21 protein-coding genes and 1 other RNA gene are annotated in these 19,038 nt (G+C 68.5%); 14 read left to right on the top strand and 8 right to left on the bottom strand.

What is annotated here, in order from left to right; translation table 11 throughout:
* Nucleotides 1–2: 2 nt before the first annotated feature.
* The 3 genes from FL625_RS08735 (at nt 3) to FL625_RS08725 (ending at nt 4,205) form a co-directional block, all read left to right on the top strand.
* Nucleotides 3–1,166, top strand: a complete 1,164-nt coding sequence (locus FL625_RS08735; RefSeq protein WP_149588270.1) for an acyl-CoA dehydrogenase family protein — start codon at nt 3–5, stop codon at nt 1,164–1,166.
* Between the two features lie 250 nt (nt 1,167–1,416).
* A complete protein-coding gene (locus FL625_RS08730; RefSeq protein WP_149588269.1) occupies nt 1,417–3,402 on the top strand; it encodes an acetate--CoA ligase family protein in 1,986 nt (661 codons plus the stop codon).
* A complete protein-coding gene (locus FL625_RS08725) occupies nt 3,402–4,205 on the top strand; it encodes a carnitinyl-CoA dehydratase (RefSeq protein ID WP_235019363.1) in 804 nt (267 codons plus the stop codon). The genes FL625_RS08730 and FL625_RS08725 overlap by 1 nt, the downstream gene beginning before the upstream one ends.
* A gap of 5 nt (nt 4,206–4,210) precedes the next feature.
* Here FL625_RS08725 and FL625_RS08720 read toward each other — a convergent pair whose 3' ends face one another.
* Entirely contained in the window at nt 4,211–4,528 is a 318-nt protein-coding gene (locus FL625_RS08720) for an antibiotic biosynthesis monooxygenase family protein (protein WP_149588268.1), read from the bottom strand.
* A gap of 51 nt (nt 4,529–4,579) precedes the next feature.
* Here FL625_RS08720 and FL625_RS08715 point away from each other — a divergent pair, with 51 nt between their 5' ends.
* Entirely contained in the window at nt 4,580–4,768 is a 189-nt protein-coding gene (locus FL625_RS08715) for a hypothetical protein (protein WP_149588267.1), read from the top strand.
* 3 nt (nt 4,769–4,771) lie between these two features.
* On the opposite strand, the gene FL625_RS08710 is transcribed toward FL625_RS08715, so the two are convergent.
* The 6 genes from FL625_RS08710 to FL625_RS08685 form a co-directional block, all read right to left on the bottom strand.
* Nucleotides 4,772–5,908, bottom strand: a complete 1,137-nt coding sequence (locus FL625_RS08710) for a TFIIB-type zinc ribbon-containing protein (RefSeq protein WP_149588266.1) — start codon at nt 5,906–5,908, stop codon at nt 4,772–4,774.
* Between the two features lie 6 nt (nt 5,909–5,914).
* Nucleotides 5,915–7,015 (bottom strand): SPFH domain-containing protein, encoded by a 1,101-nt coding sequence (locus tag FL625_RS08705; protein ID WP_149588265.1) that lies wholly within the window; start codon nt 7,013–7,015, stop codon nt 5,915–5,917.
* 19 nt (nt 7,016–7,034) lie between these two features.
* Nucleotides 7,035–7,973, bottom strand: coding sequence for a DUF2927 domain-containing protein (locus FL625_RS08700; protein ID WP_149588264.1), 939 nt, complete (start codon nt 7,971–7,973; stop codon nt 7,035–7,037).
* A 16-nt stretch (nt 7,974–7,989) separates the two neighbouring features.
* Entirely contained in the window at nt 7,990–9,162 is a 1,173-nt protein-coding gene (locus tag FL625_RS08695; protein WP_149588263.1) for a toxic anion resistance protein, read from the bottom strand.
* Nucleotides 9,163–9,180: 18 nt separating this feature from the next.
* Nucleotides 9,181–10,044: a 5-bromo-4-chloroindolyl phosphate hydrolysis family protein gene (locus tag FL625_RS08690; protein WP_149588262.1), complete on the bottom strand. Its 864-nt coding sequence runs from the start codon at nt 10,042–10,044 to the stop codon at nt 9,181–9,183.
* A 218-nt stretch (nt 10,045–10,262) separates the two neighbouring features.
* Nucleotides 10,263–11,297 carry a pseudouridine synthase gene (locus tag FL625_RS08685; protein WP_149588261.1) on the bottom strand — a complete coding sequence of 345 codons (1,035 nt, stop codon included), beginning with the start codon at nt 11,295–11,297 and terminating at the stop codon, nt 10,263–10,265.
* 77 nt (nt 11,298–11,374) lie between these two features.
* On the opposite strand from FL625_RS08685, the gene FL625_RS08680 reads away from it, so the two are divergent.
* Entirely contained in the window at nt 11,375–11,842 is a 468-nt protein-coding gene (locus FL625_RS08680; protein ID WP_149588260.1) for a nucleoside deaminase, read from the top strand.
* 88 nt (nt 11,843–11,930) lie between these two features.
* Here the strand turns inward: FL625_RS08680 and FL625_RS08675 are convergent, their stop codons facing one another.
* On the bottom strand, nt 11,931–12,629 hold the full coding sequence (locus tag FL625_RS08675) for a metal-dependent hydrolase (protein WP_149588259.1): 699 nt from the start codon (nt 12,627–12,629) through the stop codon (nt 11,931–11,933).
* A 77-nt stretch (nt 12,630–12,706) separates the two neighbouring features.
* On the opposite strand from FL625_RS08675, the gene FL625_RS08670 reads away from it, so the two are divergent.
* From FL625_RS08670 to FL625_RS08630, 9 genes are all read left to right on the top strand, one after another.
* Nucleotides 12,707–13,369: a ceramidase domain-containing protein gene (locus FL625_RS08670; RefSeq protein WP_235019361.1), complete on the top strand. Its 663-nt coding sequence runs from the start codon at nt 12,707–12,709 to the stop codon at nt 13,367–13,369.
* 27 nt (nt 13,370–13,396) lie between these two features.
* Nucleotides 13,397–13,684, top strand: coding sequence for an Asp-tRNA(Asn)/Glu-tRNA(Gln) amidotransferase subunit GatC (gene gatC / locus FL625_RS08665; RefSeq protein ID WP_149588257.1), 288 nt, complete (start codon nt 13,397–13,399; stop codon nt 13,682–13,684).
* Entirely contained in the window at nt 13,681–15,159 is a 1,479-nt protein-coding gene (gene gatA / locus FL625_RS08660; RefSeq protein ID WP_149588256.1) for an Asp-tRNA(Asn)/Glu-tRNA(Gln) amidotransferase subunit GatA, read from the top strand. Before gatC ends, gatA begins: the two co-directional genes overlap by 4 nt.
* A gap of 31 nt (nt 15,160–15,190) precedes the next feature.
* Nucleotides 15,191–15,958, top strand: coding sequence for a hypothetical protein (locus tag FL625_RS08655; protein WP_149588255.1), 768 nt, complete (start codon nt 15,191–15,193; stop codon nt 15,956–15,958).
* Complete coding sequence (locus tag FL625_RS08650; RefSeq protein WP_235019360.1) at nt 15,955–16,677, top strand: N-acetylmuramoyl-L-alanine amidase; 723 nt, start codon at nt 15,955–15,957, stop codon at nt 16,675–16,677. The genes FL625_RS08655 and FL625_RS08650 overlap by 4 nt, the downstream gene beginning before the upstream one ends.
* An 11-nt stretch (nt 16,678–16,688) precedes the next feature.
* An RNA gene (gene rnpB, locus FL625_RS08645) (RNase P RNA component class A) lies at nt 16,689–17,098 on the top strand.
* Nucleotides 17,099–17,229: 131 nt separating this feature from the next.
* Nucleotides 17,230–17,904: an EF-hand domain-containing protein gene (locus FL625_RS08640; protein ID WP_149588254.1), complete on the top strand. Its 675-nt coding sequence runs from the start codon at nt 17,230–17,232 to the stop codon at nt 17,902–17,904.
* A 102-nt stretch (nt 17,905–18,006) separates the two neighbouring features.
* Complete coding sequence (gene rpmG, locus FL625_RS08635) at nt 18,007–18,174, top strand: 50S ribosomal protein L33 (RefSeq protein WP_149588253.1); 168 nt, start codon at nt 18,007–18,009, stop codon at nt 18,172–18,174.
* Between the two features lie 156 nt (nt 18,175–18,330).
* Nucleotides 18,331–19,023: a VIT1/CCC1 transporter family protein gene (locus FL625_RS08630; protein ID WP_149588252.1), complete on the top strand. Its 693-nt coding sequence runs from the start codon at nt 18,331–18,333 to the stop codon at nt 19,021–19,023.
* Nucleotides 19,024–19,038 lie beyond the last annotated feature (15 nt).

Raw genomic sequence — 19,038 nt, 5'->3', positions numbered from 1 at the left:
CGATGGATTTCGGCCTGACCGAAGAACAGCGGATGATCGTGGACACCACGCGCGCCTTCGTGGAGACCGAGCTTTACCCGCACGAGCAGATGGTCGAACGCACCGGCCACCTGCCCCTGGAGCTGATCCGCGAGATCCAGCAGAAGGCCATGGCGGCGGGGCTTTACGCGGCGAACATGCCGGTCGAGGTCGGGGGGGCGGGGCTCGATACGCTGTCCTGGCTTCTCTACGAAAAGGAGCTGGGCCGCGCGAACTATGCGCTGCACTGGACCTGCGTGGCGCGGCCCTCGAACATCCTTCTTGCCGGCAATGCCGACCAGCGCGAGCGCTACCTGATGCCCTGCATCCGGGGCGAGACCTGGGATTGTCTCGCCATGACCGAACCCGGCGCGGGGTCGGACCTGCGGGGGATGAAGGCCTCGGCGCGGCAGGAGGGCGGCGACTGGGTGCTGAACGGGACGAAGCATTTCATCAGCCATGCCGATCTGGCCGGTTTCGCCATCGTGTTCATGGCATCGGGGGAGGAACAGACCCCGCGCGGGCCGAAGAAGCTGATCACCGCCTTCTTCGTGGACAAGGGCACGCCCGGCTTCACCGTGCGCGAGGGGTATCGCAACGTCAGCCATCGCGGCTACACCAATTCGGTGCTGGAGTTCGACGATTGCCGGGTGCCGGCGGCCAACGTGCTGGGCGAGGTGCACAAGGGCTTCGAGGTCGCGAACTCCTGGCTGGGCGCGACGCGCCTGCAGGTGGCCTCGACCTGCCTGGGGCGGGCGGAACGGGCGCTGGGCCATGCGATTTCCTATGCGGCGGAACGGAAGCAGTTCGGCCAGCAGATCGGCAAGTTCCAGGGGATCAGCTTCAAGCTTGCGGACATGGCGATGGAGCTGAAGGCGGCGGAACTGCTCACGCGCGAGGCGGCCTGGAAATACGACCAGGGCACGGTGACCGAGGCGGACATGTCGATGGCCAAGCTGAAGGCGACCGAGGTCCTGGCCCATGTCGCCGACGAGGCCATCCAGATCCACGGCGGCATGGGGCTGATGGACGAGCTGCCGCTGGAACGGATCTGGCGCGACAGCCGCGTGGAGCGGATCTGGGAAGGTACGTCCGAGATCCAGCGGCACATCATCAGCCGCGAATTGCTGCGGGCGGTCGGGGGCTGATGCGTCGGACCGGGGGTTTCACACCCCCGGACCCCCGTGGGATATTTGTGGACAGATGAAAGGGTTTCTTAACCTTGGCCTGCAAGAGTGATCGGGCGGTACAGGCGGGGACGCCGATGACCGCGACAGGTGAAACCCTGCCTCGGCATGCCGGGGCAGGGCGCCTCTCTTCCCATTTCATCTGTCCAGAAATATCCCGGGGGTCCGGGGGCTGGCCCCCGGCGCTTGATGCCGCAAGGCGAGGCCGGACATGAGCCGCCTCGACCGCCTGCTCCGCCCGCGACACATCGCCGTCCTGGGTGCCGGCTGGGCGCTGAACGTCATCGAACAATGCCGCAAGATGGGGTTCCGGGGGCCGGTCTGGCCGGTGCATCCGACCAAGGCGGAAATCGGGGGTCTCAAGGCTTATCCGAGCCTTGCCGACCTGCCCGAGGCCCCCGATGCCACCTTCATCGGCGTCAACCGCTTTGCCACCCTCGACGTGGTGGCAGAGCTTGCCGCGATGGGGGCGGGGGGCGCGATCTGTTTCGCCTCGGGCTGGACCGAGGCGGGCGAGCCCGGGTTGCAGGACCGGCTGGTCGCCGCAGCGGGGGATATGCCGATCCTCGGCCCGAACTGTTATGGCGTCATCAACTACCTGGACGGCGCGCTTCTCTGGCCCGACCAGCACGGCGGCATCCGCGTGGACAAGGGCGTGGCGCTGGTCAGCCAGTCGTCGAACATCGTCATCAATATGGGCATGCAGCAGCGCGGGCTGCCGGTGGCCTATGTTGCCTGTCTGGGCAATGCCGCCGTGGTGGGCCTGGCCGAGCTGACCGGGGCGCTTCTGGACGATCCGCGCGTCACCGCCGTCGGGCTGTATATCGAGGGGATCGACGATGCCCCGGCCTTTGCCGCGCTGGCCGAGAAGGCCCGCGCGATGGGCAAGGGTGTGGTGGCGATCAAGTCGGGGAAGACCGAATTGTCGCGGACGGCTGCGGCTTCGCATACGGCTTCGCTTGCGGGCGGAGGGGCGGCGTCCTCGGCCTTCCTGCGGCAGATCGGGGTGGCGGAGGTCAATACGCCCAGCGAGCTGATCGAGACGCTGAAGATCTTCCACGTCCACGGGCCGCAGATCGGGACGCGGATCTGTTCGCTGTCCTGTTCGGGGGGCGAGGCGGGGCTGGTGGCGGACCTGGCGGCACCGTTCGGGCTCGACTTTCCCCCTGTGCCGCAGGCCACGCACGACCGGCTGTTCGCCGTGCTGGGCGAGATCCCGACGATCAGCAACCCGTTGGATTATCACACCTTCATCTGGGGAGACGGTCCGAAGACGACCGAGGTCTTCAGCGCCATGCTCGAGGCCTATGACGCGGGGCTCTACATCATCGACAGCCCGCGCGCCGACCGCTGCGATCCTTCCGGCTATGATCCGGCCTTCCGGGCGATCATCGCGGCGCAGAAGGCCACCGGCAAACCTGCCTTCCCTGTCGCCTCGATGGCCGAGAACTTCGGCGAGGGGCGCGTGCTGGCGATGATGGCGGAGGGCGTCTGCGCGCTTCTCGGGCTGGAGACGGCGCTGGCGGCGGTCAGGGCGGCGCAGACGCCGCCGGGCCTGGCGGGGTGGCGGCCGGCGGTCGCGCTGCCGCCGCGCGAGACGCGGCTTCTGAGCGAGGCCGAGGGAAAGGCGCTTCTGGCCGCCGCAGGGGTTGCGGTGCCGAAGTCGGCGACGGCCGCGCGGCTGGAGGCGCTGGACCTGTCCGGGCTGACCCCGCCCTTTGCGCTGAAGGGCCTGGGCTTCGCCCACAAGACCGAGGCCGGAGCGGTGCGGCTGGGCCTGTCCAGCCTCGCGGGGCAGGCCGCCATGCCGGGCGCGACGGGCTATCTGGTCGAGGAGATGGTGACCGGCGCGGTGGCCGAAGTCCTGCTCGGCCTGCGCCGCGATCCGGTCTATGGCGTGACGCTGACCCTTGGAATGGGCGGCGTGACGGCGGAGGTCCTGGCGGATAAGGTGACCCTCGTCCTGCCGGTGACCGAGGCGCAGGTGCTGGAGGCGGCGAAGGGGTTGCGGCTCTGGCCGCTGCTCGCCGGCTATCGCGGGAGGCCCAGGGCGGACATGGCGGCGGTTGCCGAAATGGCGGTGCGGCTGGGTGCCTTGATGCTGGCGGACGAGAGCCTTGAGGAAATCGAGATCAATCCGGTCATGGTGCGCGAACAGGGCGCCGTGGCGGTGGACGCTTTGGTCAGGAGGGTGTGATGGCCGAGATGCAGATGCGAACCGAGGGTCCGATCCTGACCCGGCGCGAGGGCGCCATCCTGGAGGTCACGCTCGACCGGCCCAAGGCCAACGCGATCGACCTCAAGACCAGCCGGATCATGGGGCTGGTGTTCCGCGACTTCCGCGACGATGACAGCTTGCGCGTCTGCATCCTGCGCGCGGCGGGCGAGAAGTTCTTCTGCCCCGGCTGGGACCTCAAGGCCGCCGCCGATGGCGATGCCGTGGACGGCGACTATGGCGTCGGCGGCTTCGGCGGGCTGCAGGAACTGCCGAACCTGAACAAACCGGTGATCGCGGCCGTTCAGGGCATCTGCTGCGGCGGGGGGCTGGAACTGGCGCTGTCGGCCGACCTGATCCTGTGTTCGACGACCGCCACCTTCGCCCTTCCCGAAATCCGGTCGGGCACCGTGGCGGACGCGGCCAGTATCAAGCTCCCGAAGCGCATCCCCTATCACGTCGCCATGGACCTTCTGCTGACGGGGCGCTGGTTCGATGCCGAGGAGGCGCATCGCTGGGGTCTCATCAAGGAAATCTGCGCGCCCGAGGATCTTCTGGCGAAAACCTGGGACCTTGCCCGCCTGCTGGAATCCGGCCCGCCGCTGGTCTATGCGGCGATCAAGGAGATCGTGCGCGAGGCCGAGGACATGCGGTTTCAGGACGCGCTGAACCGGATCACCAAGCGCCAGTTCGCCACGGTGGACCGGCTGTATTCCAGCGAGGACCAGCTGGAGGGCGCCCGCGCCTTTGCCGAAAAGCGCGATCCGGTCTGGAAGGGGCGGTAGGGGCGTCAGAACACGCCCGTCACCTCGTACATCACCGGCTCGAAGCCGCGGCAGAGCTCGTTGATCCGGCGGTTCCTCTCGCGCATCTCGGGGGTGCGCAGCATGGCCTGGTAATCCTCGCGCGAGCGCCACTGGGAATAGTTGCAGATGCGCGTCCGGGCGTCGTTCATGTGCAGGCCTGCCGCGATGAAGCCGGGCTGGCGGCTGATGCAGTCGCGGTAGGCGGCTTCCAGCGCCTCGGCCAGGTCGAAGGCCATGGCCGGGGTGGTCTCGAAGGTGGTGATGACGGTTTGTCCTTGGAAATCCTTGACAATCTGGGGCATGTCGTCCTCCCTTGACCTACTCAGGATGCCATGAACGGGGGGCCAAGGGCCATGAAATTTCTTGATCCGAACGACCCGTTCTTCCGCCACGCCTGGGTGCGCTGGCTGGTGGTGATCCTGCCGCTGGCCTGGGGCGTGGTCGAGTTCGTCTGGATGCAGGCGCCGTTCTGGGGCGTGATGTTCCTGGCCGCCGGGGCCTATGCGGGCTACATGCTGTTCTTCCAGCGCGACAAGGAGTGACGGTCAGTTCATCCAGTCCGGTTCCGGCAGCCCGAAGGCCTGCGGGTCCGACAGATAGACCGCCCCCAGCGCCAGCACTGCCACCAGCAGCACCGCGAAGGCGATCTTCCAGACCGACCAGGGGCGTTCGCCCTGCACCTCGCCGGTCTGGCCGTTGACGAGGAAGCGGTAGCTTTTCCCGTTGTACTTGTAGGCAGCCATCCAGACCGGCAGGAGGATGTGCTTGAAGGTCTCGTCCGACCAGCGGGTCTCGATCTGGTGGATGCGCTGTTCGTCGCCGCCGATGTCGCGGCGCACGTCGCTGCGGATCACGTTCTCCATCCTGCCGCGCGCCTCGCTGTGGCCCTCGGCCAGGGGCACGGTGTAGCCCTCGGCCTGGAAGCCCGCGAGATAGTCCGGCGCATAGGGCACCAGCGCGCCGAGGTCCCAGGGGGTCAGCTCGTCGCCCAGCCTCTTCGGCAGGCTGCGCGAGGCCATGACCAGCATGTCGTCGAAATCCCGCGCCACGCGGCCCGAGGCGGGATACCAGCGCGTGCGGCGGACCTGTTCTTGCCGCGTCTCCATCCGGCCGTTGACGCGCACCTGCACGGTCCGCGTCTCGTAATAGTATTCGCCGCGTTCGCCGGTGTAGCGGCTGGCGGTCGCAGCGTCGAAGGTCCAGAAGGGCACATAGATCCCGGTCAGCGCGCGGCCCTTGCGCGCATATTCCAGAAGCGTGCCGGGCGCGAACCAGAGGCTGCCCATCCAGGCGATCATCCGTTGCCGCGCCTCGGATTCGCTGAGAACGAAAGGCACCAGCGCCTGCGGCTTGATGTGGCGTTCGGTCCCGGTATCCAGCACGACCGGCGTGTCGCAGAACGGGCAGGAGGTGGCGTGGGTCGCGCCCGTGACCTCGACCTTGGCGCCGCAGCTGGGGCAGGAGGTTGTGCGCACCTCGACCATGTCGGCGCTGGACAGATCGTCCCGCAGGCCCCGGGCGAGGTCCAGTTCCTGCAACGCGCGCGCGCGACTGCGGGGCGGCTCGGCCGGGATGTCCTGTTCATGGCCGCAGTGGGCGCAGACCAGATGCGTCTGGCCCGGCGCATAGCGCAACTGGGCGCCGCACTGCGAGCAGGGCCAGCGGTATTCGTCCTGCGGCATGGGAAATCAGGGTTTCGGCGGCGGGGGCGGCACCTGGTCCAGAAGGCGGGCAAGCTCGGTCTCGGCGGCCATCTTCCAGCCGTCCTGGCCGGGGGTCCAGACCATGGTCGCGCGGCCAAGCCGACCCTCGGAAGCCATGCGCGCGAGGTCGCCTTCGCCGAAGGGGCCTGAGGTCGCGCCATCGACCGCCAGATGCCATTGCTTGCCCGCGGGCGGCGGCGGGGGCGGAGGCGGCGGTGCGGCGGCCGCGCCGGGCTGGGCGCCCCAGGGCCCCATGTTCCTGGCCATTTCGGCGCCCATGCCCATGCCCATCCCGGCGCCCATGGCCGAGCCCATGGCGCTGCCCGGCTGCGACATGCTTTCGGCCGCGTTGAACTGCATGTAGCGGTTCAGGTCGCCCACCACGCCCATCGAGGTGCGCTTGTCCAGCGCCTTTTCCACCTCTTCCGGCAGGCTGATGTTCTCGATGTAGAATTCCGGGATCGACAACCCGTATTCGCCGACCTGCGGGGCGATCGCATTGGCGATGATCTTGCCGAGGTCCTTCAGGTTCGCCGCCATGTCGAGGACCGGGATGCCGGACTTGGCCAGCACCTGCGACGCCTCCTGCACGATCACGTTGCGGATCTGGAAGCTGATCTCGTCGGCGGTGAACTCGCCGTCCGTGCCCACGATCTCGGTCATGAATTTGCCGGGGTCGGTCACGCGCATCGAATAGGTGCCGAAGGCGCGGAGCCGCACCGGGCCGAATTCGGGGTCGCGCGCCATGATCGGGTTCTTGGTGCCCCATTTCAGGTCGTAGAAGCGCGTGGTGTTGACGAAATAGATCTCGGACTTGAAGGGCGACTGGAAGCCGTGGTCCCAGTGCTGGAGCGTGGTCAGGATCGGCAGGTTGTTGGTTTCCAGCATGTAGAGGCCGGGGCCGAACACGTCGGCCAGCTGGCCTTCGTGGATGAAGACCGCCGCCTGGCCTTCGCGCACCGTGAGCTTGGCGCCATACTTGATCGCCTGGCCGCGCCGGTCGAACCGCCAGACCATCGTGTCGCGCGTGTCATCCAGCCAGGAGATGACGTCGATGAATTCGCCCTTGAGGAAATCGAAGACCATGGGACCCTCCGTTTCTGGATCAACTGTCGCCGCCGGTCAGCCGGCGCGCAAGGGAATTGACGATGGGGCGGGCCTCGGCCGCTGACATGCCGGGGCGAAGCTCGGGGCTGTAGAGGATGCGCAGGAGAAGCTCGTCGTGATCGGTCAAGAGCGCGAATTCCTCGTCGTCGTTGAAGATCGAGGGCCGCGCGCGGGGGGAATCGTTCGGCAGTCCAAGGCCTTGCGTCAGTTCCTCGTGCAGGCAGGAGAGGCGCAACAGGTCGGGATGTTCGGCGCGGATCACCGCGAAGGCGCGGGTATAGGCGCCCGTCCGGCTGTCGGCCAGCGCATAGACGAGGCAGTAGGTGGAGCGCGGCATGGCGGTGATTCCGGCGACCTCGGCCGGGCCGAGCCCCGGGAGGGCGGCGCGGATCACGGGCCCCAGCGCCTCGCGTTCGTCTTCCGAGACGAAGTGGATCAGGAAGTTCGGCGCGCGGTCGTCGATCGAGATCGGATGGCCGGTGATCCGCGACAGGCGCGCGGCGAAACTGGCGACGCGCGCCCGGTCGGTGGCCTGTCGTTCGGGCGGAACCGTAGCGCCGAAGCGCAGGCCGATCCGGATCGGGATTTCCCAGCGGCGCAGGCTGCTTTCGGTTTCCGCCCGCACGAAGCCGCCCGCGTCACGGCGGTATTCGTCGAAGAGCGCGATGCGCATGAAGTTCTCGGCCAGCAACCGGTCGGTGAAGGGGATGTCGGTGCCGGGATCGGTCCGCATCATGCCCTGGGACAGGAGCGATTGCTGCACCTGGGCGAAATAGGCGATGGCGGCGGCACTTTTCGGCGTGGGGGGAAGCGGTTGCGCCGGGGGTTCCGGCACCGGCGGCGCGGTGCCGGTGCCGGGCGCCGAGGCAATGCAGCCCGACAGGGCAAGGCACGCAGCGCCGGTCAAGAGCGATCTGGCTGTCCTTCCGCGTGCCATGCCGTCGCGCCGGGCCTCAGGCCGAAGCCTGCGGGGCGGACTGACGCGCCTTCGCCGCCGCCAGGGTGTCGCGCAGTTCCGCCTCCATCCTCACCAGTTCGGCCTCGGCCGCCGCGCGCCGCGCCTTGCCTTCGTCGGCAATGGCCAGGCTTTCGTTGATCGTGGCGATCAGCGTCGCATTGGCCTCGCGGACCGTCTCGATGTCGAAGACACCACGCTCCATCTCCTCGCGCACGACCTTGTTGGCCTGTTGCAGGTTCTCGGCGTTCGACTTCAGGAGTTCGTTGGTCAGGTCGTTGGCGTCGCGCACCGCCTCGGCTGCCTCCTTGGAGCGCTGGATCGTCACCGCCTGGGCCAGCTGGGTTTCCCACAGGGGCACCGTGTTCACCAGCGTCGAGTTGATCTTGGTGACCAGCGACTTGTCATTTTCCTGCACCAGCCGGATCGAGGGCAAGGACTGCATCGTCACCTGCCGCGTCAGCCGCAGGTCATGCACCCGCCGTTCCAGATCGTCGCGCGCGGCGCGCAGGTCGCGCAGTTCCTGCGCCTTCATCACCTTGTCGGCCTCGGGCGCGGCGGCGACCTCGGCCTCTTTCGCCGGGATCGTGACCGTGTCGGTCTCGGCCAGCTTGGCCTCGCCGGCCGCGATGTAAAGCGCAAGCTCGTTGTAGAAGCCCAGCGTCTTTTCATACAGCAAATCCAGGCTCTTGATATCCTTGAGCAGGGTATGCTCGTGGGTCAGGAGCTCGCTGGTGATCCGGTCGATCTGGCCCTGGACTTCCTCGTACTTCGCGACGAATTCGGCGAAGGGCGCGGCGCGGCCCAGCAGGCGTTCCCACCAGCTGGCCTCGCGGCGCAGGTCCAGCTCCTCGGCGGCGAAGCCGCGGATCGTGGTCACGATCTTGCGCAGGGAGTCGCCCGCAGGGCCCACATCCTTGTTCTTTACATCCTGCAACATCGCCTGGCTGATGACCTGAAGCTCGGCCTGGGCCGAGGAGCCGAAGGAGATGATCGACTGCGTGCTGGTCAGGTCCACCTCGGCCATGCGCTTGCGGATCGCTTCGGCCTGGGGCGCGGGGGCCTCTTCCAGCGGCACGACCTCGGCCATGGGTTCGGGCAGGATGACGGCGCTGACCTTCTCGACCTCGGTCAGAAGGGCCTGGGCATTGGCTTGGACGGATTCGGACATCGGATTTTTCCCTTCAGGTCAATGGTCAAGCTTGAGTCGGTCGCGCAGGACGGCGATCTCGACGTCCAGGTCGCTGCGACTGTTCGTAAGGAAGGTCTTCGACTTTTCTGCGAAGGTCGTTTCGAGATCGGACAAGAGCGTCTCGTAATCCGTGCGAGCTGCGGCATCGCGGCTGCGCGCGTAATGGTCGGCGAACTTCACCGTCGCGTCCCGCGCGCCCATCAGATAGACCGACAGGTACTTGCGTGCGGCCGTCAGGTCGCCCGGGTCGGATTCGATGGTGCGGAACAGGCCGCGTGCGGTCGCGGCGAACTGGTCCACCCGCCGCTCCAGAGCCCGGTCGCCGGCGCGCAGGATGGCGTCGCGCATGGCGGCGAGATGGGCCTCGCCCTCCTCCACCGCCTTTGCAACCCGCCCGGTCTGGAAGGCGTCGATCCCTTCCATCCCCTTGTCGGCCATCGGGTCCAGCCCGAAGGCCCCCAGATGCAGGCCGGCGCCCACAAGCGCGAAGAGCAGCGGATAGACGACCCCGTGGTCCGCGATCAGCCCGCCGACAAGCAAAGCCGCCCCGGTCAGCACCGCTCCGACCAGCTTGCGCGGCAAGGCCGGACGGCGGGCGATCCTGCGGGCGTCGTAGGCAGCCTCGGCCCTTTGCCCCTCGCGCGTGAGCCAGGCGGAAAGGATCAGGAGGCCGCCGGCGGCAAGGCCCATCAGCATCTCGCGCGGGCCGTCGCCGAAGGCGGGAAACAGGAACAGGAAGGCGGTCAGGAACAGGACGGAGGTACGCCAGCCGCCCCTGGGCCGGATGTCGGCGGGGGCAGGGGGCTGAACCGGAGGACGGTTGGACTGGGGCGAATACTTGCCGCCGTAGCGTTCGGCCATCACGCGCCCCCGGACCAGGCGACGTAGGCCACAAGCAACACCAGAAGGACCAGCGAGAGGTTCCGGAGCCCGGTTCCCGACATTGCGTGACCTCCTGCCATTGCGACCGCTTCGACATTAGCCGAGGAGTCGATGCCTTGCCAGCATTGCCGGGGGGAATTCGGCAGGATTTCTCCCCCGGCACGGAGCGTCCAGGCCGGGCCTGTGGAGCCGCCTGCTCAGCCCTTCCGAGGCCCGCCCGGGCGCTGGGCACCGGGCCGAGGGGGGCGCCCGCCTTCTGCGCGGTCGCTGTTCTTGCGGGCCGACGGTCGGGTCGCCTCGGCCCAGGCGTCGGACAACTGGCGCAAGCCCTCGCCCGGCTTGAGCCGGGGCTTGGCCGGCTTTGCCGAGACGGTCGAACCGGCGGGTTTCGCGACCGGGCGCGCGGCCGGCTTCGGAGCCGGCTTGGCCGCGGGTCCGCCCGCCGTCTTTCGCGCGGGCCTTGCCGGAGCACTGCTTTCGCCCAGCCCGAGCTGGTCGCGCAGGATGCGGGGCTTGACCTCCTCGACCTCGCCCGGCTTCAGCTCGTTCAGGCGGAAGGGGCCGTAGGAGATGCGGATCAGCCGGTTCACCGTCAGGCCGATATGGGCCATCGCGCGGCGGATCTCGCGGTTCTTGCCCTCGCGCAGGCCCACCGTCAGCCAGGCATTGGCGCCCTGGTGGCGGTCGAGCCTGACCTCCATCGGCTGGAATTTCTCGCCGTCGATGGTCACGCCCTTGCGCAGCGGTTCGAGGTCGGGGTCGGTGGGGTTGCCCTTGACCCGCACCCGGTATTTCCGCAGCCAGCCGGTCGAGGGGAGTTCGAGGCGCCGCTTGAGTTCGCCGTCGTTCGTCAGGAGCAGGAGGCCCTCGGAATTGAGGTCGAGCCGGCCGATCGACATGACGCGGGGCATGTTCTCGGGCAGGTGGTCGAAGACGGTGTCGCGGCCCTTTTCGTCGGCGGCCGAGGTCACGAGGCCCTCGGGCTTGTAATAGAGCCAGAGGCGGGGCGGTTCGGGCTGGCCGACCGGTTCCCCGCGGACGGTGATGCGGTCCTTCGCGGTGACGTTCAGGGCGGGCGAGGTGATGACCTTGCCGTTGACCTTGACCTCGCCCAGTTCGATCAGCCGCTCGGCCTCGCGGCGCGAGGCGATGCCGGCGCGGGACAGGACCTTGGCGATGCGCTCGCCCTCGGGGGAGTCCTTCGCGGGGGGCAGCTTGTCTTTCGGCGCCATCACGGTGATCCTTGGGCGCGGGGTGGCCAGCCCCGGGGGTTTTCCACCCCCGGACCCCCGAGGATATTTGAGGACAGATGAAAGAGCAACGCGAAGGGTTCCGGTCGTTCATGGACCTGGCACTGGAGGAGGCGCGGGCGGCTGCGGCCAGGGGCGAGGTGCCGGTGGGTGCGGTTGTGGTGCGGGACGGGGCGGTGGTGGCGCGGGCGGGAAACCGGACGCGGGAACTGGCCGATCCCACCGCCCATGCGGAGATGCTGGCGATCCGCGCGGCCTGCGGGGTGCTGGGCTCGGAAAGGCTGGTCGGCTGCGATCTCTATGTCTCGTTGGAACCCTGTCCGATGTGTGCCGCCGCGATCAGTGCGGCCCGGGTGGGGCGGCTGTACTACGGGGCGGCGGACCCGAAGTCTGGGGGCGTGGCGGTAGGGGCGCGGGTGTTCAGCCATCCCCAGTGCCACCACGTCCCCGAAGTCTATGACGGGATCGGGGCGGCGGAGGCCGAGGCGCTGCTGAAGGGGTTCTTTGCCGGACGGCGCGGTCAGTGACCACGCTGGACACTCCGGCAAACCGAAATGATTGCAAAGACATGGGTGCGTACGTCAGGCATCCGTAAACCATGTCGGGACCGCCGGCTCAGAATGCGATCGGGTCCAGCACATCGTGTTCGATCACCTCGATCCCCGGGGGCAGCCCCGCCCGCAGCGCAGAGGCATCCTGGGCGAGGATCGGGAAGGTCTTGTAGTGGCAGGGGATCACCCAGCGGAAGTTGAAATACTTGCGCGCGGCCCAGGCGGCGCGCTCCATGTCCATCGTGTAGTGCCCGCCGCAGGACAGGATGCCGATGTCGGGCTGGTGGTATTCGGCCATCCAGGCCATGTCGGCCATGATGTCGGTATCGCCCGAGACATAGATCGTGTGGCCTTCGCCTGCGATCATGAACCCGGCGGCCGAGCCCGCGGGCAGAAGGCCCTTGCCGGCAAAGTCGATCGAGGCGGAGTGGACGGCGTGGACCATCGTCACCTTCGCGCCGTTCAGCATCAGCGTGCCGCCTTTGCCGAAGCCCACGGTTTCGACGCCGCCCTGGGCGTTCAGCCATTCCGAGACCTCGTGGATGCAATGGACCTTGACCCCCAGCTTGCGCGCCAGCCGTGCGGCGTCGGAGGCGTGGTCGCCATGGGCGTGGGTCAAGAGGATATGGGTGGTCCCGGCGACGGCCTCGTCCTCCTTTCCGGCGGGGAAAACCGGGTTGCCGGTAAGCCAGGGGTCGATCAGCAGGACGGCCTCTTCGATCTCGATGCGGAAGCCTGAATGGCCGAGCCAGGTGATCTGCATGGGTCTCTCCTTCTGGTCTTTCGGGATGACGATCCCGACCGGCGCTACCATCTAGGGCTGACGGAGAGATGACAACCATGTTCCAGCCCATCGACGCCTACTGCGAGCGGACCTCGGCCGCCTACTGGGCCGAGCCGGTGAACGCGCTGACGAACGTGGCCTTCCTGGTCGCGGCCCTGATCATGTGGCGGCGGACGGCGGGGTTGCCGCTGGCGCGGGCGATGTGCGGGGTGCTGGGGGTGATCGGGCTGGGGTCGTGGCTGTTCCACACCCATGCCAACCGCCTGACCGCGCTGATGGACGTGCTGCCGATTCTGGGCTTCATCCTGCTTTACCTGTATGCGGCGACCCGCGACCTCTTGGGCCGGCGCGGCTGGTGGCCCTGGATCGCGGTGGCCGGGTTCCTGCCCTATGCCGCGGGCGCCGGGGCGGTGCTCGGGGCGCTGTTGCCGCTGGGATCGTCCGCCGCCTATGCGCCGATCCCGCCCCTGATCCTGGCCTATGCCTGGGCCGTGGGTCGGGTGGCGCCCGGGACGGGGAGAAGGACGGGGCGGGGGCTGGCGCTGGGGGCGGCGATCCTGGTCGCCAGCCTGACCTTCCGCACGCTGGACGGGCCGGTCTGCGCGGCCCTGCCGCTGGGCACGCATTTCCTGTGGCATCTTCTGAACGCGCTGATGCTGGGCTGGATGATCGAGGTCTATCGGCGTCACATGCTTGCGAAGGGCCAGCCCCCCGGCTAAACGGGGCCAAACCGTTGGAGGGGCCCCATGGCCATTGATATCGACACCGCGCGCAAGGTGGCCAAGCTGGCGCGCATCCGGGTGGAGGAAGGCGATCTGCCCGCGCTGGCGGAGAAGCTGTCCGGCATCCTGGGCTTCATGGAGCAGCTGAACGAGGTGGACGTGACCGGGGTCGAGCCGATGGTCAGCGTGACGCCGATGCGGCTGAAGCGGCGGCCGGACGTGGTGACGGACGGCAATATCCAGGCGCAGGTGCTGAAGAACGCGCCGGACGCGCGCGAGGGGTTCTTTGCGGTGCCGAAGGTGGTGGAATGAGCGCGAACAGCTGGACCATCGCGGCGGCGCGGGATGCGCTGCGCAAGGGCGAGATCTCGGCGGTCGATCTGACCATGGCCTGCCTGACGGCGATCGACGCGGGCGACGGGCTGAACGCCTTCGTCCACAAGACGCCCGAGATCGCGCTGGAACAGGCGCGGGCGGCGGATGCGCGGCTGAAGGCGGGAGATGCGCCCTCGATGTGCGGGATTCCGCTGGGGATCAAGGACCTGTTCTGCACGAAGGGCGTGCCGAGCCAGGCGGCGTCCAACATCCTGAAGGGGTTCCGGCCCGAGTATGAATCCACGGTCACGTCGAAGCTGTTCGAGGCCGGCGCGGTGATGCTGGGCAAGCTGAACATGGACGAATTCGCCATGGGCTCCAGCAACGAGACGAGCTGCTATGGCAATGCGGTGAACCCGTGGAAGGTGGATGATCGGCTGCTGACGCCGGGCGGATCCTCGGGCGGCTCGGCGGCGGCGGTGGCGGCGGACCTGTGTCTGGGCGCCACGGGGACCGACACGGGCGGGTCGATCCGGCAGCCTGCGGCCTTCACCGGGATCGTCGGGATCAAGCCGACCTACGGGCGGGTCAGCCGCTGGGGGATCGTGGCCTTTGCCTCGTCGCTGGATCAGGCCGGGCCGATGACGAAATCGGTGCGCGATGCGGCGATCATGTTGCAGGCGATGGCGGGGCACGACCCGAAGGATTCGACCAGCGCCGACATTCCGGTGCCGGATTTCGAGGCGGCGCTGACCGGGGACATCCGCGGCAAGGTCATCGGGATCCCGAAGGAATACCGGATGGACGGCATGCCGGCGGAGATCGAGGCGCTGTGGGCGCGCGGCATCGAGATGATGCGGGACGCGGGCGCCGAGGTGCGCGACATCAGCCTGCCGCACACGAAATACGCGCTGCCCGCTTACTATGTGATCGCGCCGGCCGAGGCGTCATCGAACCTCGCCCGCTATGACGGGGTGCGCTATGGCCACCGGGCGAAGCTGGCGGCCGGCGACGGCGTCACAGAGATGTACGAAAAGACCCGGGCCGAGGGCTTCGGCCCCGAGGTGCAGCGCCGGGTGATGGTTGGCACCTATGTGCTGTCGGCCGGGTTCTACGACGCCTATTACAACCGCGCGCGCAAGGTCCGCGCCCTCATCAAGCGCGATTTCGAGACGGTGTTTGCCGAGGGGGTGGACGCGATCCTGACCCCGGCCACGCCATCCGCGGCCTTCGGTCTGGGCGAGATGGCGGATGCCGATCCGGTGCAGATGTATCTGAACGATGTCTTTACCGTCACGGTGAACCTTGCGGGGCTTCCAGGCGTGGCGGTGCCGGTCGGTCTGGACACGCAGGGCCTGCCGCTGGGCTTGCAGCTGATCGGCCGCCCCTGGGAGGAAGCGCAGTTGCTGAATTACGCACATGTGTTGGAATCGCGGGCGGGCTTTGTGGCCAAGCCGGAAAAATGGTGGTAATGGGCGCCGAAATGCACCCGTCGAGGCAGTAATGAGCCGAACCTTTCTTTCCGCCGCTGGCGTAACTTCTGCTGCGCTGATGCTGGCCGCCTGCACCCCGACGACGACCGACAGCGGGTCGGGTGTCGGATTCCAGGACTACAACAGCTATGTTCGCGGTGCCGCCCCGGGCCCGGTCGGCGCCCCCGTCACCGTGCCGCCGCCGGGCGGAGGCTTCGACCCGGCCGCCGCCGCAGCGGCGATCGACCGCGCGCAGGGTGTCGCCCCCGTCGCATCGGCGCCGCTTGCCGCAGCGCCGGTGGCCCCGGCGGCAGCGCCCGCCGCCGCGCCCACCCTGGCGGACAGCTCGTCCCGTCCGCGCGGCGGGCCGCCGGCCGGAATCAAGGTGGAATCGGGCGAGGTCGCGAGCCACGCCGGCATCTCGGACGAACAGGATTTCAGCGCGGTCTCGGCGCGCGAGACCATCGAGAGCGACGCCGAGCGGATCGCACGGAACCGCGCCGAATACGTCGTGGTGCAGCCCAGGGACCTGCCGACGCGTCCGGGCGATACCGGTCCGAACATCGTGGAGTTCGCGCTGGCGACCAAGCATGCGCCGGGCGTGCAGATGTACAAGCGGTCCGGCCTCGGGGTCCGCGACGTGAACGCGGCCTGCGCCAAGTATCCCTCGTCCGACAAGGCGCAACAGGATTTCCTGGCCAAGGGCGGGCCGGAGCGCGACCGGTTGGGCGTTGATCCCGACGGTGACGGCTTTGCCTGCGCCTGGGATCCGCGCCCGTTCCGCACCGCCCTGCAGTGAGCCTGACGCGCCTGTCGCCGAATTTCGGGGACCGGCGGGGCAGGCGGGTCGAGCTGGTGGTGCTGCATTACACCGCCATGGCCAGCTGTGCCGAGGCGCTGGAGCGGCTGTGCGACCCTGCGGCCGAGGTCTCGGCGCATTACCTGATCGACGAGGACGGCACTCTGCACGCGCTGGTGGACGAGGCCCTTCGCGCCTGGCATGCCGGTGCGGGGGCCTGGGCGGGAGAGGGGGACGTGAACTCGCGGTCGATCGGGATCGAACTGGCCAACCCGGGCAATCGGCCCTTCGCCGAGCCGCAGATGCGGGCACTGGAGGGTCTGCTGGCCGCTGTGCTGAAGCGCCACGGACTGCCGCCGCAGGCGGTGATCGGCCACAGCGACATGGCGCCCGAGCGCAAGGGCGACCCCGGACCACGCTTCGACTGGCGGCGGCTGGCCCTGCAGGGGCTGGCGGTCTGGCCCGAGTCCCCGGCCTCGGAAGCCCCCCCACCCCATCCCCCCCCCACGGGGGGAGAGGGAGGTTCTGCGCCGGACATGGCGGGCTTTCTGGCCGATCTTCGCGCCTTCGGCTACCCGGAGGCCGCGCCGGACGTCTTGCTTGCGGCCTTCCGGCTGCGCTTTCGCCCCTGGGCGACCGGCCCGCTGGACGCAAAAGACCGCGCGCTTGCGGCGGGTCTGCGGCGGATAGCGGTTGACGGGGCGGCGGTCAGCGCCTAACTGAGCCGCGCGCGGAGGGCTGGATGGCCGCGGGTGGCGACACTCGAGGAAAGTCCGGACTCCCGTTGGCAAGGGTGCCGGGTAATGCCCGGCGGGGGCAACCCCAGGGAAAGCGCCACAGAGAACAGACTGCCCTGCATGCAGGGCGATGGTGAAACGGTGGGGCAAGAGCCCACCGCGGGACGGGCAACCGGACCGGCACGGCAAGCCCCACCCGGAGCAATGCCAAATAGGGGCCTCGCGCGGGGGCTGGTCCCGGATCTTGGTCCGGGATACCGCCCGCAGGGATGCCAACGCCCGAGAGGCCCGGGTTGGCAGCTTGACCGCCGTGGCGACACGGTCGGCAGAGGAATGGTCATCCAGGGGAACCGCCGCAAGGTGTGGCCCCGGACAGAATCCGGCTTACAGGCTCTCCGCGCAGTTCTGCCTTCCTCTCCGGTCAGGGGGCGGTCACGATGCCGTGTGCTTGACCTGCGTCAACGCGGGTGGCGCATGAGCGTTGTTGTCTGACCGCGCGGTGTCAATCCGACGCCAGAGACAGGAGAGCGCGCGATGTTCAGGACTTTTGCAGTGGTTGCCGTACTGGGACTGTCCGGCGCCGTGCCGGCGTTGGCGCAGGGCCAGCCCGGATGGGGCTGGTGGGGCAATGGTCCCGGCTGGAACATGGGTCAGGGCTGGGCCGGCGGTCCGGGATATGGGCAGGGTCCCGGATACGGGCAGATGCCGGGGCAGGGCATGGGGCCGGGCATGGGTCCCGGAATGGGGCCGGGCATGTCGCCCGGCATGGGGCAGGGCTGGGGCGGTGGTCCCGGCTATGGTCAGGCTCCGGGCTTTGGCATGGGACCGGGCGGAATGGGACCGGGCGGAATGGGGCCGGGCGGCGGCATGATGGCGGCCATCGATACCGATCAGAGCGGCGATGTCTCGGCCGAAGAGGCTTCGGCCCATGCCGAGGCGATGTTCGCCGCGATGGATGCCGACGGTGACGGCGCGCTGACGCCGGACGAGATGGGCGCGGGCCGAATGGGGATGATGAACCCCCGAGCCATGTCGCAGGCCATGCAGGAGCGCCATGCCGCGCGCTTTGCCGCGAAGGATGCGGACGGCGACGGCAAGGTCACGGCGGCGGAATTCCTGGCCGCCGAGAAGGCGCAGTACGATGCCGCCGACAGCGACGGCGACGGGAAGGTCACGCCCTGGGAACTGCGCGCCGCGATGTGGCAATAAGCGCGCCGATACCGGTTGACTCTGCCGTCCGCTTGGCTAAAAGGCGGGCTTCAAGGATTTTACCGGGGCCCATGGGGATTCCCCGATGCAGGAGATACGACCATGGCGAAGCCCGCCACCATCAAGATCCGCCTGAACTCGACCGCGGGCACGGGCCACTTCTACGTGACCAAGAAGAACGCCAAGACGATGACCGAGAAGATGGTCGTCAAGAAATACGATCCCGTGAAGCGGGAGCACGTCGAGTACAAGGAAGGCAAGATCAAGTAGGATCTGCCGTTCTGTCGTTTCAGGGGCCGTGCCTTCCGGGGCGCGGCCTTTTGAGTTTTTGGTCCTGTTAAGCCCGCGCTTGCGTTGTCCTGACCTATGTCATTGACCCGGCGGCCGTTTGCCGTCCTTTCTGGCTGAAGTCAGAGGAGAGGCGCCATGGAACGCAATCACCGGGAAGAGCATTACGTCGCACGTGTCGGCTGGCTGCGCGCGGCGGTCCTGGGCGCGAATGACGGCATCGTCTCGACCGCCGCGCTGATCGTCGGCGTCGCGGCAGCCTCGGGTCGGGCCGAGGTGCTGGTCGCGGGTGCGGCCGGGCTGGCGGCCGGGGCGCTGTCGATGGCGGCAGGGGAATATGTCAGCGTCTCGTCCCAATCGGACACTGAAGCCGCCGACATCGCGCGCGAAAGGGCCGAGATCGCAGCCGACCCGGAGGAGGAGCTGCGCGCCCTGGCCGGCATCTACGAGGCCCGCGGCGTGCCGTCCGATCTGGCGCAGCAGGTGGCCGCAGCCCTGCATGCGAAGGACCCGCTGGCCGCGCATGTGCGCGACGAGCTGGGCATCTTCGAGCATACCGAGGCGCGGCCGCTGGTGGCGGCGGGGGCCTCGGCGCTGACCTTTGCAGTGGGGGCGGCCCTGCCGCTGGCCGCTGCCGCCCTTGCCCCCGAGGCGCAGATCGCGCTGTGGGTCACCGGGCTTGCGCTGGTGTTCCTGGCGCTGCTTGGTGCCGTGGGAGCGCGGGCGGGCGGAGCGAGCATCCCGCGCGCGGTGGCGCGGGTCACCTTCTGGGGTGCGGTGGCCATGGCCGTGACCTTTGGCGTGGGGCGCCTCTTCGGCGCGGTCGTCTGACCCGGCAGCCCTTTC

Origin of the sequence: Tabrizicola flagellatus (assembly GCF_008271465.1) — a bacterium.
In the GTDB taxonomy this organism is placed as follows: domain Bacteria; phylum Pseudomonadota; class Alphaproteobacteria; order Rhodobacterales; family Rhodobacteraceae; genus Tabrizicola; species Tabrizicola flagellata.
The sequence above is the reverse complement of the archived record's forward strand: the minus strand, read 5'-3'. Positions and strand labels throughout refer to the sequence as shown.